This window comes from Kitasatospora sp. NPDC002522, assembly GCF_053595195.1.
Genome location: NZ_JBSFXE010000042.1, coordinates 35,943 through 49,299 on the forward strand (window position 1 = coordinate 35,943; position 13,357 = coordinate 49,299).

A 13,357-nucleotide genomic window follows, 5' to 3' on the forward strand; every position below is an offset into this window, starting at 1 on the left:
GGCTACCGCCCGAAGACCCGGTCCAGCACGACGGCGACGCCGTCCTCGTCGTTGCTGACGGTCACCTCGTCGGCGACCGCGCGCAGCTGCTCGTGGGCGTTGCCCATCGCGACGCCGTGGCCGGCCCAGCGGAACATCGGCACGTCGTTGGGCATGTCGCCGAACGCGATGGTCTGCGCGGCGGTGACGCCGAGCCGGCGGGCCGCGATCGACAGGCCGGTGGCCTTGGTCAGGCCCAGCGGCAGCAGCTCCACGATGCCCGCCCCGGCCATCACGACGCCCACCAGCTGACCGGCCACCGCCTCGGCCGCGGAAGCGAGTTGATCGTCCGTCAACTCGGGGTGCTGGATGTACAGCTTGCTGACCGGCGAGGCCAGCAGCTCCTCCGGCGGCACCGGGCGCACCGGCAGCTCGGCGCCGATCTTCAGCCGGTAGCCGGGCCCGGCCAGCACCTCGCCGTCCAGCCCGTCCTGGTTCGCGGCCACCGCCAGGGTGCCGACCTCGGCCTCGATCTTGGCCAGCGCCATCGCCGCGAGCTGCCGGTCCAGGGTGACCGAGGTGAGCAGCCGGTGCGCCCCGGCGTCGTACACCTGGGCGCCCTGGCCGCAGACCGCTATCCCGGTGTAGCCGATCTCGTCGAGCACCGGTCGGGTCCAGCCGGCCGAGCGGCCGGTGACGATGATGTGCTGGGCGCCGCGCGCGGTGACGGCGGCCAGCGCCCGCAGGGTCCGCTCGGAGACGGTCTCGGCGCTGGTGAGCAGCGTCCCGTCGAGGTCGGTGGCGACCAGCCGGTAGGGCAGGGCGTCGGTGCTCATGTGCGAGGTGTCTCCGGGGGAGGGGGCGGGCTTACTTGCTGACCGGCTCCAGGACGTCCCGGCCGCCGAGGAAGGGGCGCAGGGCCTGCGGGAGGACCACCGAGCCGTCGGCGCGCTGGTGGTTCTCCAGCAGCGCGACGATCACCCGCGGGACCGCGACCAGGGTGCCGTTGAGGGTGGCGAGCGGGCGCACGCCGTTCTCGTCGCGCATCCGGATGGACAGCCGGCGGGCCTGGTACTCGGTGGTGTTGGAGGTGGACGTCACCTCGCGGTACTTGCCCTGGGTGGGGATCCATGCCTCGATGTCGAACTTCCGCGCGGCGGAGGCGCCGAGGTCGCCGGAGGCGACGTCGATGACCCGGTACGGGAGTTCCAGAGCGTTGAGGAAGTCCTTCTCCCACTGGAGCAGGCGGCGGTGCTCGGCCTCGGCGTCCTCGGGGGCGGTGAAGACGAACATCTCCACCTTCTCGAACTGGTGGACCCGGATGATGCCGCGGGTGTCCTTGCCGTAGGTGCCCGCCTCGCGGCGGAAGCAGGACGAGAAGCCGGCGTACCGCAGCGGGAGGCGGTCGCCCTCCAGGATCTCGTCCATGTGGTACGCGGCGAGCGGGACCTCGCTGGTGCCGACCAGGTAGCGGTCGTCGTCCTGCAGGTAGTAGACGTTCTCGGCGGCCTGGCCGAGGAAGCCGGTGCCGTCCATCGCGGCCGGGCGGACCAGCGCGGGGGTGATCATCGGGGTGAAGCCGACCGCGGAGGCCTGTGCCATCGCCATGTTGACCAGCGCGAGCTCGAGCAGCGCGCCGGGTCCGGTGAGGTAGTAGGAGCGGGCGCCGGCCACCTTGGCGCCGCGCTCGGTGTCGATCGCGCCGAGCAGCTGGCCGAGTTCGACGTGGTCGCGGGGCTCGAAGCCCTCGGCGGCGAAGTCGCGGGGGGTGCCGATCTCCTCGAGGGTGACGAAGTCCTCCTCGCCGCCGACCGGGGCGGCCGGGTCGATCAGGTTCGCCAGCGAGCGCAGCAGCCGCTCGGCCTCGTCCTTGGCCTCGCCCTGTGCGGCGTCGGCGGCCTTCACCTCGGCGGCCAGCTCCTTGGTGCGCTGGAGCAGCGCGGCCTTCTCCTCGCCCTTGGCGGCGGCCACCTGCCGGCCGAGCTGCTTCTGCTCGGCGCGCAGCTCGTCGAAGCGGGTGCCGGAGGTGCGGCGGCGTTCGTCGGCGGAGAGCAGGGCGTCGACCAGGTCGACGTCCTCGCCACGGGAGCGCTGCGAGGCACGCACTCGGTCGGGGTCGTCACGGAGCAGGCGGAGGTCGATCACGGATCCAGCCTACCGGGGGAGCGGGGGCGCTCCGGGACCGCCGCTCGGCGGCCGGAGCGGCGCGGTTCCGGCCAGGTGAAGCTTGGGCGGGTATGTCGCTTTCTGTCCCGGAATCTGGCATCCTGTGCCCGGCCGGTGGCGGCGGGGGTGTGGGAAAGCCGTCCGAGGCCTGGGGATAACTCCGGTCGGCCTGTGGATAACCCAGGTGGACAATCGCCCGGTGGACGAGTTATCCACAGGCTCGGGCGAGGGGCTGTGGACAGTGGAAAACCGCCGGTCCGCCGGGTGCTGAACCGAGAATTCCATGTTTCAAACCTCGATTCGGCTTCCCGAGTGAGGGAATTCGCTCGCTCGCACAGGTGATTTGTTGGCGCAGGGGTGACTCTGGTGCGATTAGTCCACCCTGTGCCCCTAGCTGATGATCTGACCGGCACTGGGGATGTCTTTACCGGTTTGTCGACTCGTCCCCAGTCCTGTGGATAACTACCCCCAACCTGGGGACAACTCCGCCTGTGGATGCCGGGCGCGGCCCTGTGGATGAAGCCCATGGCCCGCTCCCCGCCTGATCGGTGGCCTCACACCCGCCCGGTGAACGGTTCTCGTCCGGGCAGGTGACCTTCCGGCGTGTCGAAAATGAACGAAACGGGTTCCTTTTCGATCCCGTTCCGGCCGGATTCGGTTCCTTGCGATCCGAACGATCAACACACCGCGGTGGCGTCACACCGCGGTGCAGCCGCTCAGAGTTCCCCGCGCCCGTCCAGGCAGCGCGACAGCCAGTCCGCGGCGTTGGCGAAGTCCAGGTCCGAGGTGCCCGGGCGCAGCGGCGCGGCGGTGCCGTGGTCGGCGCGCGGATAGGAACCGAGGAAACGCACCTGCGGGCAGATCCGCTTCAGGCCCATCAGCGCCTCGCTGACCCGGCGCTCGCTGAGGTGGCCCTCGCAGTCGAAGACGAAGCAGTAGTTGCCCATGCCCTCGCCGGTCGGCCGGGACTCGATCCGCATCAGGTTGATGCCGCGCACCGCGAACTCCTGCAGCAGCTCCAGCAGCGCGCCCGGGTGGTCGTCCGGCAGCCAGACCACCATCGAGGTCTTGTCCCAGCCGGTCGCCGAGGAGACCCGGCCGGGACGGCCGACCAGCACGAACCGGGTGGTCGGCGCCGCGGCGTCGTGGATCTCGTCGGAGAGCACGTCCAGCCCGTACAGCTCGGCGGCGAACGCGCCGGCCACCGCCGCGTCGTAGCGGCCCTCCTGGACCAGCCGCGCGCCCTCCGCGTTGGACGCCGCCGACTCCCACTGCGCGTCGGGCAGGTTGGCGGCCAGCCAGTGCCGCACCTGCGGCTGGGCGACCGGGTGGCCGGTGACCGTCTTGACGTCGCCGAGCGCGGTGCCCGGGCGGACCAGCACCGCGAAGGAGATCGGCAGCAGCACCTCGCGGTAGATCATCAGCGGGGAGCCGTTGATCAGCTCGTCGCTGGTGGTGGTCACCGCGCCGTCCACCGAGTTCTCGATCGCCACCATCGCGCCCGCGGCCTCGCCCGCCCGCACCGCATCCAGCGCCGCCGACACCGAGGCGACCGGCACCAGCTCACGGGTCGCGGCCTCGGGCAGCGTACGCAGCGCCGCCTCGGTGAAGGTGCCCGCGGGACCGAGGTAGGTGTAACGGGTCGCCGACATGACCGCCTCCGAACGAACAGCGTGGTGCAGAGCAGGACTCGGCTTGCCACCTTAGCCACTTCCGCCGCGCGGCCGTGCCGCGTTCCGCCCAGCGAGCAGGCCGCCGGACGACCCGCGGCGGATCAGCCCTCCAGCAGCGGCTGCCCGACGTACCCGCCCGCCGGGGCGCCCGGCGGCACCGCGAACAGTGCGCTCGCCTCGTGCCGCAGGAACCGGAACAGGCCGTCGCCGCGGGCCAGCCGCTGCTGGACCGGGACGAAGCCGCGCGCCGGGTCGGCCTGGAACGCGGCGAACAGCAGCCCCGCGTCCGGGGAGCCGTCCGGCAGCAGTCCCTCGTGGAAGGAGAAGCCGCGCCGCAGCATCGCCGCCCCGCCGTTCACCGAGGGCGCGGCGACCCGGACGTGCGCGTCCGGGGCGATCGCCAGCGTGCCGTCGGGATTCGTCGCGGCCAGGTCGACGGCGGTGTGCTCGCCCGCGTCCGGTCCGCCGGAGAGCGGGGCGCCGTCGCGCTTGCGGCGCCCGACCAGCCGCTCCTGACGGTCCGTCGGCAGGTTCTCCCAGTCGTCCAGAAGCATCCGGATCCGCCGCAGCACCACGTAGCTGCCGCCGTCCAGCCAGCCCGGGCCGGTGGCGAACACCTTCGCGGCGAAGTCCGGGTCCGAGGGCTTCGGGTTGTTGGTGCCGTCGATCTGACCCATCAGATTGCGCCCGGTCACCGGACGCGCGGCCGCCCCCGGCGTACGGGCGAAGCCCGACATCTGCCAGCGCGGCGCGGCCAGCCCCGCCGCCAGCCGGCGCAGCACCCGTACCGCGTGCACCGCGACCAGCGCGTCGTCCGCGCCGACCTGCACCCACAGGTCGCCGTCCGAACGGGCCGGATCCAGCGCGTCGCCGGGGAACGCGGGCAGCGCGGCCAACTGCTCGGGGCGGCGGTTTGCCAGGCCGGTCTTGTCGAAGAGCGTCGCGCCGAAGCCGAAGGTGACGGTCAGTGAGCTCGGTCCGGCGTCCAGGGCGATCTGGTTCTCGCCCTGCTCCACCGGCTCGCCCGCCGCCATCCGCTCCGCCGCGGCGGACCAGCCGCGCAGCAGCGTCACCAGCCCGGACCGCCCGGCCGCGGGCAGCAGGTCGAACGCCACCCACTCCACCCACGCCTGCCCGGCCTCGACGATCCCGCCCTGCCGCACCCCGTGGAACGCCACCCGCCCCGCCCCCAGGCCCACCGGCGCCGGCGCCGGCGCCGGCGCAGCAGCCGAAGCCCGCCCGCCCCACACCCCGCCCACGGCCCCCACCGCAAGCCCAGCCCCCGCCCCACCAAGCACCGCCCGCCGCGAAACCGACCGCCCCTCACCGTCCGCTTCGCCGCGCGGCAGGCTCTGGCCCTTCTCTCCGTGCCCCGTGCCGCCCGCGGCTCCGCCGCCGCCCGCGCGTCGCTGCCCGCTGACTGCTTCGTCGCGCGGGAGGCTCTGGCCCTTTTCTCCCTGCCCCGTGCCGCCTGCGGCTCCGCCGTCCTCCGCACCCCGCTGCCCACTGAGCGCTTCGTCGTGAGGCAGGCCCTGGCTCTTCTCTCCCTGCCCCGTGCCGCCCGCGGCTCCGCCGCTGACCGTCTCGTCGGCGTCGTTGCGCCGCAGGCCCTCTCTCATTGCCCGACCTTCAGCTGCTGAGTAACCGTCACCTGGTCGATGTCCGATGACCGCACCGTCACCGACACCACCCACACGCCTGCCAGCGGTAGCTGTGCGGTGCCCGACCAGCTGCCGGTGCCCTCCGGCTTCAGTGTCACCGGGAGCGGGCCGAGGTCGCGGTCCGGGAGGGTGAAGGCGAGCTGGACCTCCGGCACCTCGACCGGCTGGCCCGTGGCGTCCGCCAGCTTCAGCGTCACCGCGTTCGGGCCGGTGCCGACCGGGTTGACGGTGACCGTCGCGGTGCCCTTGGCGTTCGGCGTGCGGCCGCCGGTGTCGTACGGGAGCTTCAGCTCCTGCGTGCGGCCCGGCACGACCGAGGCGCCCGCGGCCGGCGCGGTCGCGCCGCCGCCCGGCTGCGCGGCGACCGCCTGGGCGACCCGGCCGGGCGGGGAGTTGGTGAGCATCGTGGTGACGACCAGCACCAGCACGGCCACCGCGGTCTCCACCAGCACGCTGCGCCGCAGTCCGGCCCGGGCCGGCGCGCCCTCGGCGACCTGCTCGCGGGCCCGCTCGCGCACCGCCTGCTGGCGCGCCAACTGGGCCGCCCGCAGCGGGTCCCCGGCCTCCGCCGCGGCCGCCGGCTCCTGGCTCTGCGGCGCCGGGACGACGGTCAGGCCCTCGTCGGCGACCCGCAGCCGCGCGGTCCAGGCGCGGGAGATCCAGGCCACGCCGACCATCCCCGCCACGCAGCCGGTCTTGATCAGCAGCAGCCGCCCGTACTCGGTGTCGACCAGCGCGCTCCATGAGCCGAGGCCGCGCCAGGACTGGTAGACGCCGGTGACCACCAGCACGACGACCGCCCAGAACGCCAGCCGCGAGAAGCGGCTGACCGCCGCGGCCGGCAGGCCGTGCCGCAGGCCGACCGCGAGGGTGGCCAGGCCGCCCAGCCAGAACGCCATCGCCAGCAGGTGCAGCGCGGCCAGCGGCAGCGCGAGGGCGACCTGGATGCCCACCGAGGAGTGGTCCGCGCCGACCCAGGTCGCGGCGAGCGCGATGGCCAGCGCGAGTCCGGCCAGGCCCAGCCCGAGCCGGGTGTCGTGCTGCGGACGCTCCGCGGCCCGCTGCTCCAGCCGGCGCAGCTCGGCCTCCTCCGCGTCCAGCCCCGACTCCTCGGCCGGTGCGGGCGCGGTGGGCACGGCGGGCTTCGCCTGCAGCCCCAACTGCCCGACCAGCAGCGACAGGAAGACCCCGGCCGCGGCGAGCAGCAGCAGCCGGGCGGCGAGCGCGGTGCCGATCCGCTCGTCCAGGGTGGCCCGCACCAGCGACAGGTCGAGCGCCTGTCCGAGTCCGGTTCCGCGTTCGTACGGGCCGCGCAGCATCAGCACCGCGACGGTGGAGAGCAGCAGCGCCACCCAACCGGTCATCAGCAGCCGCTGCACGCCGCGCTGCGCCGCGCCGGACGGCCAGATCGCCAGCACGAACGCGGCGGCGCCGACCAGCAGCGCGAAGGCGCAGTAGGCGACGGTCCGGGACAGGCCGTAGGCGAAGCCGACCGCCGGTTCGGCCTTGCCGCCCTGGACGGCGGAGGCGTTGACCGAGGTGTCGGACGGGGCGCCGATGGAGAAGGTGAAGGCGCCGCCCACCGGGTGGGAGTCCTCCGAGACGGCCCGCCAGGCCACTGTGTAGGTGCCGTTGCCCAGGCCCTGGCGCAGCGCCACCCGGGCGGTGGCGGCCTTGCCGTCGACGTGCCCGGGGTTGCCGTCGTCGACGGCCTTGCCCTGCGGGTCGAGCACCCGGACCGAGTCCGCGGAGAGCGACACGCCCTCGCTGAAGGTCAGCGTCACCGCGGCGGGGGCGGTCGCCACCACCGAGTTCTGCGTCGGGTCGGTGCTCTCCAGGGTGGCGTGCGCGGACGCCACCGACGCCCCGCCGAACACCAGGGCCACCGCCGCCACCAGCACGGCGAGCAGCGCGCCGACCCCCCGCCGGGTCCGACCGCCGCCGGACCGCCTCGCCACCGTCACCACGTGCCCGCCTCTCCTCGTCACCGCGCCGTCTGCCACGTCATCCGCCTTCTAGTCGCCCGGCCGGTAGGTGAGCGGCTTGACCGGGATCTTCACCACGACCGTGCCGGCCTTGGCGAACTGCAGGTCGAGCTCCAGCTCCTCGCCGAGGGCCGGCGGCTTCGCCCAGTCCATGATCATCAGGTGGGTGCCGCCGCGGGCCAGGTCCAGCGTGCCGTGCGCGGGCACCTCCAGGGCGGTCACCTCCTCCATCGAGCTGTCGGTGGAGCGGTGCATGGTCACCGAGGCCGCCGCCGGACTGGTCACCTTCAACAGCCGGTCCGCGCCGCCCTCGTTGCGGACCGTCAGGTACCCGGCGCCCATCCCGCCGGGCGTGGCGGGCAGCGGTATGTACGGGTCGGCGACCGACAGCCGCGGCGCGGCCGCCGACCCGTCCGAGGACTGGCAGGCCACCACCACGGTGCCCGCGGTCAGCACCGCCGCCAGCCCGGAGCCGATCAGCGCGGTCCGCCGGAACGACCGGCTCACACCGCCACCCCCTTGGCCAGCAGCTCCAGGTCGTGCCGGTAGGTCTCCACCGAGGTGCCCGCCATGTACAGCAGGTGCGCCTTGTCGTCGGTGGGCAGGAACGCCAGCACCTGCGCGCCGTGCGTCGAGGTCACCGAGCCGTTGGCGTTGACCACCGGGTCCTCGACCAGGATGCCCAGCGGCTTGGCCGCGGCCTTCACCTTCTCCAGGTCGCCGGTCAGCCCGATGAAGTCCTTGCCCATCGAGTCCAGCCAGGTGCGCAGCACCTGCGGGGTGTCGCGCTGCGGGTCGGTGGAGACGAACACCACGTCGAACTTCTGCCGCTCCTCCGCGGGCAGCTTGGACAGCGCCACGCCGATGTCGCCCATGGTGGTCGGGCAGACGTCGGGGCAGCTGGTGTAGCCGAAGAACAGCAGCACGGTCTTCCCGGCGGTCTTCGCCTTCAGGTCGTACGGCTGGCCGGAGGTGTCGGCGAGCTGCAGGTCCGGCTTCTCGAAGTTCTTCTTCAGCACCGTGCCCTGGTACTGGCTGGTCGGCGCCTCCCTGCTGACCTTGGCGGCCGTGCCGCCCTCACCGCCGCCACCGCCGGAGGAGGAGCAGGCGGAGAGCACGAGGACGGTGCTGAGGGCGAGGGCGGCGGCGGCCGCCAGGCGGGGACGGGTGCTGCGCTGGGATGCCAAGGGTTCTTCCGTTCCGTGCGGAGTGGTGCGGGGGAGCCGGGACGTCAGGCGGGGCCGCGGGCGCGGCCCCGCCTGACGGGGGGTCAGGACTGCGGGGTGCGGCGGCGCAGCCCGGCGACGCCGAGCGCCGCGCCGATCACGCCGACCACGATGCCGACCACGCCCAGGGTGCGGGCGGTGGAGTCGTCGGACTTCGCGGCCGCGGCGGTGTCGGTGCCGCCCGCCGCGTCGCCCGAGTGGTGGTCGGCGGCGGCGGACGGGGCCGCGGCGGCGGCCTTGGTCAGGCTCAGCACCGGGGCGGGCTTGGACGGCTCGGGCTGGCCGTCCTTGGCCTCCTCGATCCAGCGCACGACCTCGCCGTTGTCGTAGCTCTGCAGCGCCTTGAAGGTCAGCTTGTCGGTGTCGGTGGGCAGGGCGCCCAGCGACACCCGGAACTCCTGGAACTGACCGGGGGCGATCTTGGTGCCGGCGTCGGCGGTCCAGGTGATCTTGGAGACCGCCTCGGTGATCTGCTGGCCGTGCGAGTCCAGCGGCTTGTCGAGCTTGGACTTCTCCAGGGTGGCGGTCCAGCCCGGCAGCGGCTGGGTGCGCACCGAGGCCATCGGGTGGTCCATCGGCAGGCTGACCTCCAGCTTCACGGTGGAGGCGGTGTCGCTCTCGTTCGGCACCCGGAACGCCACGGCGGTGTAGCCGCCCTGCGGGACACTGCCCGGCTGGACGGTCACGTGCGCGAACGCGGGAACGGCGGACGCCAGCAGGGCGGAGGCCGCCACCGCGAGGGTGCCGACGGCGCGACGGGCGGAAAGCGAACGCATCAGGGGTCTCCTGGGAAAGGGGGCGCGCGGAGGCCGCGCGACGGGGAAAGGGGTACGTGACGCCGGCCGCGCGTTTCGCGGGCACGGCGCAGCTCTGCGCGCCCCGACCCCGTCTCACCCGGAGCCGGTCAGCGCGCGAACGCCGCCCTCGGCGGTCCTCGCCGCAGCACGCTGTGCCGCAGCGCCACTGCCACCGGCAGCGGCCAGTCCGCCGCCCGTCCGGCCCGCCGCGGCGCACCCGGACGCCCGCCCAGGCCGCCGAGCAGCAGCGCGAGGGTCAGCGCCACCGCGGTGCGCAGCGGCTCCGCCCACTCGCGGGCGGTCAGCGCCGCGGCGCGCAGCAGCCGCCACAGCGCGGCCTCGCCGCGCCGCAGCCACCAGCCCGCCAGCACCGCGGCCGCCAGGTGGCCGAGCAGCATCCCGGGGGTCATCCCCAGCCAGCCGCCGGCGTGCGGCGCCGCCACGGCGGTGTACGCCGCCGGGTCCAGCCCGGCCGCGCTCACCACCTGCTCGGCGGTGGTGTCGACCGGGACCACGGTCAGCCCGTCGCCCGGCAGGTCGTTGCAGAGCAGCCGGCCCGCCACGGCGGTCAGCCCGTCCGAGGGGCTGTTTCCGGCCATCTGCATGCCCGCCATCGGCAGGCCCGTCAAGCCGCCGCCGAGGCCGCCCGCGAGGCAGTGGAACAGCAGGTGCAGTCCCAGCTGACCGGCGCCCAGCGCCGCCGCGATCGCCCCCAGCGAGCGTTCCCGCCCGGCGAGCAGCGCGGCGCACGCCGCCACCACCGCGAAGCCCAGCAGCAGGGTGTCCGGCGCGACCTCGCCGCCGCCCACCCACGCGTGCCCCGCCGCCGCGACCACCGTGCACACCAGCGCGAACGGCGCCGCGCGCAGCACCCGCAGATCCCAGGCGGCCGTAGTCGCCCGCCCGGCGGGGACGACAGCTCCCCGGCGGGCGGCGGCGGTCAGGTCAGTCATGGCCGGGCCATCATCTCACCGCCTACACCGGCCCCCGGGGCAGGGGCCGAAAGCCGTCCGCATTGGCGCGAACCCGACCGGCGCGCGCGGACCACCGTGCGCCGATCGGCACAACCGGCGGGACCAGTCCATCCGCCGAACGAGCGGTACCGGTGAGTGCGGACGGTTCACCGCGCGTAGCCGAGGAGATAGCTAGTTGTATGTGGAGCCGCAGCCAGGAGGGATCTCCCGTGGACATCTGGTGGACTCTGCACCTCAAGCGCGACCCCGCGAGCGTCCCGCTCGCCCGCCGCATCCTGCTCGGCGCCATGGACTCCGCGGGCGTCGACCCCCAGGTCGCCTTCGACCTCGGCGTCGCCCTCACCGAAGCCTGCGCCAACGCCGTCGAGCACACCGGCCCGGCCCGCCCCGGCGACACCTTCCAGGTCACCGCCGCGCTGTCCGGCAACCGCCTGCGCATCGAGGTCACCGACACCGGCCCCGGCCTGCCCGCCACCTGCGCGACGGCCGACCCCCCGGCGCCCCGCCGCCCCACCGGCGTCCCCGGCCGGGCCCGCCCCGCCACCCCCCGCCGCACCCGCCGCGGCCGCGCCACCCTCCCCCCGCGGGTCCTCACCGCGGCCCGCCGCCCCACCGCCTACGACACCCACGTCCTGCCGCCCGGCCGCCCCCACCTCCCCGCGCCGGCCCCCGACACCGTCCCCGACCTCACCGCCGAGTGCGGCCGCGGGCTGTTCCTCATCCACGCCCTCACCGACCACGTCCAACTCCGCAACCACCCGCTGCGCGGAGCCACCGTCAGCTTCGACAAGATCCTCACCTGGCGGGACGACACCCCGCTGCTCCGCAGCGCCTGACCCGACCTCGCGCTTCTCGGCCGACCACCGACCCCGTGCTTTTCGGCCAACCAGCCCGCTGCGGCCCGGTCGGACGTGTCCGTCCTGCGAAACCCCTAGCCCCGCACCCACCCTCCACGGCTATGGTCTAGTCCACCCACCCGGAGGGACGATGACCACCACCGCCGCGCCCGAGCCCACGTCCGCGACCCGCAGGGGCCTGGCCCGGATGGGCCAAGCGCTGCAGGGACGCGACTTCCGCATCTGGTTCCTCGGCCAGTTGACCTCCGCCTCCGGCGCCCTCGCCCAGGGTGTCGCGCTCTCCTGGGTGGTCCTCGAACTCACCGACGACGCCGTCTGGTTGACCCTCCTGTCGGCCTGCACCTGGGGTCCCACCCTGCTGCTCGGCCCGTGGGCGGGCGCGCTGGTCGACCGCTCCGACCGCCGCCGCCTGCTGCTGGTCACCCAGGGCCTGATGATGGCGATCGGTCTGACCCTCGCCACCCTCACCGCGCTCGGCGGACTCCACCTCTGGCTGCTGCTCGCCCTCGCCACGTGCTCCGGCCTGGTCGCCACCGTCGACGCCCCGGCCCGCCAGGTCTTCGTGGTCGACCTGGTCGGCGCCGAGTCGGTGGCCAGCGCGGTCGGCCTCTGGGAGGTGGCGCTGAACGCCTCCCGGGTGCTCGGCCCGGGCGCCGCCGGCGCCCTGCTGACCCTCAGCGGACCGGCCTTCTGCTTCGCCTTCAACGCCCTCGCGTACGCCGCCCCGCTGGCCGCCCTGCTGAAACTCCGTCCGGCCCGGCCCGCGGACCCCGCCGGCCGCGCCGCCGAGCGCCCCAAGGCCGGCGCCCGCGAGGGCCTCTCGTACGCCCGGCGCTCGCCGCTGATCCGCGGCCTGCTGCCGATGTCCGCCGCCAGTGGCCTGATCTTCGCGATGAACCTCACCGTCCCGACCCTCGCCAGCCGCTCGCTGCACCTCGACGGCGGCGGCTACGGCCTGCTGGTCGCCGCGTTCGGCGTCGGCGGCCTGCCCGGCGCGCTGCTCGCCGCCTCGGCCCCGGCCCCCACCCCGCGCCGGGTCCGCACCCTGGCGCTGGCCACCTCGGCGGCCGTCCTCGCCACCGCGCTCGCCCCGAACTTCCCGCTCGCCCTGCTCGGCCTGGCGAGCATCGGCCTCACCTCGATCTGGTTCATCGCCAGCGCCAACACGCTGGCCCAGCTCCGCTCCGACCCGGGCATGCGCGGCCGGGTGATGTCCCTCTGGGGCACCGCGATGACCGGCACCCTCCCGCTCACCGGCCTCGCCGTCACCGCCGTCGCCCAGCACATCGGCGCCCGCACCGGCTTCGCCATCTCCGGCGCCGCCCTCCTGCTCGCCACCCTCACCGCCTGGCGCGCCCTGCGCTCCACCACCTGACCCGCCACCGCCGCCCGTACCATCGCCCGATGGACCGGGACCTGCGCCGCCTTCGCGTCCTGCGCGCACTCGACGAGCACGGCACGGTGACCGCCGCGGCTGAACACCTCCACCTGACGCCCTCCGCCGTGTCCCAGCAACTCGCCTCGCTGGCCCGGCAGGTGGGCGCCCCTATGGTCGAGCCGTACGGCCGCCGGGTGCGCCTCACCCCGGCGGCCCGGCCGCTGCTGGCCCACGCCGACCGGATATTCGGCCAGTTGGAACAGGCGGCGTCACCGAGGCCGAGGCCGCCGAGGCGCACCGCCTGCTGGCGGCCGGCGAGGTCGACCTGGCGGTGGAACTCTCCGCCGAACTCCCGAGCCCCCAGGACTCCCGCTTCGTCCGCACCCGGCTGCTCGCCGACGTCCTGGACGCCGCCCTCCCGCCCGACCACCCGCTCGCCACCGCACCGGAGTTGAGGCTCTCCGACCTGGCCGGCCAGCCGTGGATCTACGGCACCGAAGGACCCTGGCACGACATCACCACCGCCGACCCGCGCCCGACCACCCACGTCCGCCTCGACGTCCTCCCCGACGGCGGCATCGCCCGGCTCCGCCTGCACGGCACCCTCACCCCGCCGGCCGCCGACTGATCGAATTGCCGGGTATGCCCGGTCGGCGGACCA

12 protein-coding genes and 1 pseudogene are annotated in these 13,357 nt (G+C 74.6%); 4 read left to right on the top strand and 9 right to left on the bottom strand.

All coding sequences use genetic code 11. From position 1 onward, the window contains the following. Positions 1 to 2 precede the first annotated feature (2 nt). From ACWD4U_RS28440 to ACWD4U_RS28480, 9 genes are all read right to left on the bottom strand, one after another. On the bottom strand, positions 3 to 815 hold the full coding sequence (locus ACWD4U_RS28440) for an HAD family hydrolase (RefSeq protein ID WP_363458557.1): 813 nt from the start codon (positions 813 to 815) through the stop codon (positions 3 to 5). 31 nt (positions 816 to 846) lie between these two features. After that, complete coding sequence (gene serS / locus ACWD4U_RS28445) at positions 847 to 2,124, bottom strand: serine--tRNA ligase (protein ID WP_363458559.1); 1,278 nt, start codon at positions 2,122 to 2,124, stop codon at positions 847 to 849. Between the two features lie 737 nt (positions 2,125 to 2,861). After that, positions 2,862 to 3,797 carry a prephenate dehydratase gene (pheA, locus tag ACWD4U_RS28450; RefSeq protein WP_363458561.1) on the bottom strand — a complete coding sequence of 312 codons (936 nt, stop codon included), beginning with the start codon at positions 3,795 to 3,797 and terminating at the stop codon, positions 2,862 to 2,864. 122 nt (positions 3,798 to 3,919) lie between these two features. Further along, positions 3,920 to 5,437 (bottom strand): Dyp-type peroxidase, encoded by a 1,518-nt coding sequence (locus ACWD4U_RS28455; RefSeq protein WP_449787339.1) that lies wholly within the window; start codon positions 5,435 to 5,437, stop codon positions 3,920 to 3,922. Next, positions 5,434 to 7,446, bottom strand: a complete 2,013-nt coding sequence (locus ACWD4U_RS28460; RefSeq protein ID WP_449787340.1) for a copper resistance CopC/CopD family protein — start codon at positions 7,444 to 7,446, stop codon at positions 5,434 to 5,436. Before ACWD4U_RS28460 ends, ACWD4U_RS28455 begins: the two co-directional genes overlap by 4 nt. A gap of 48 nt (positions 7,447 to 7,494) precedes the next feature. Then, positions 7,495 to 7,971, bottom strand: coding sequence for a copper chaperone PCu(A)C (locus tag ACWD4U_RS28465; RefSeq protein ID WP_363458565.1), 477 nt, complete (start codon positions 7,969 to 7,971; stop codon positions 7,495 to 7,497). Then, positions 7,968 to 8,651, bottom strand: a complete 684-nt coding sequence (locus ACWD4U_RS28470; protein WP_363458567.1) for an SCO family protein — start codon at positions 8,649 to 8,651, stop codon at positions 7,968 to 7,970. Before ACWD4U_RS28470 ends, ACWD4U_RS28465 begins: the two co-directional genes overlap by 4 nt. A gap of 83 nt (positions 8,652 to 8,734) precedes the next feature. Continuing rightward, the gene (locus ACWD4U_RS28475; RefSeq protein WP_363458569.1) at positions 8,735 to 9,466 is read right to left on the bottom strand and encodes a YcnI family copper-binding membrane protein; all 732 of its coding nucleotides are present in this window, start codon (positions 9,464 to 9,466) and stop codon (positions 8,735 to 8,737) included. Between the two features lie 128 nt (positions 9,467 to 9,594). Then, positions 9,595 to 10,440: a hypothetical protein gene (locus ACWD4U_RS28480; RefSeq protein ID WP_363458571.1), complete on the bottom strand. Its 846-nt coding sequence runs from the start codon at positions 10,438 to 10,440 to the stop codon at positions 9,595 to 9,597. 230 nt (positions 10,441 to 10,670) lie between these two features. Here ACWD4U_RS28480 and ACWD4U_RS28485 point away from each other — a divergent pair, with 230 nt between their 5' ends. The 4 genes and pseudogenes from ACWD4U_RS28485 (at position 10,671) to ACWD4U_RS28500 (ending at position 13,324) form a co-directional block, all read left to right on the top strand. Beyond that, positions 10,671 to 11,297, top strand: a complete 627-nt coding sequence (locus ACWD4U_RS28485; RefSeq protein ID WP_363458572.1) for an ATP-binding protein — start codon at positions 10,671 to 10,673, stop codon at positions 11,295 to 11,297. Between the two features lie 151 nt (positions 11,298 to 11,448). Next, positions 11,449 to 12,693 carry an MFS transporter gene (locus ACWD4U_RS28490; RefSeq protein WP_363458574.1) on the top strand — a complete coding sequence of 415 codons (1,245 nt, stop codon included), beginning with the start codon at positions 11,449 to 11,451 and terminating at the stop codon, positions 12,691 to 12,693. Between the two features lie 29 nt (positions 12,694 to 12,722). Next, positions 12,723 to 13,222: pseudogene (locus ACWD4U_RS28495) on the top strand (LysR family transcriptional regulator); the annotation flags it as partial. Then, positions 13,211 to 13,324 (top strand): hypothetical protein, encoded by a 114-nt coding sequence (locus tag ACWD4U_RS28500; protein WP_363458608.1) that lies wholly within the window; start codon positions 13,211 to 13,213, stop codon positions 13,322 to 13,324. The pseudogene ACWD4U_RS28495 and the gene ACWD4U_RS28500, both read left to right, overlap by 12 nt. Positions 13,325 to 13,357 lie beyond the last annotated feature (33 nt).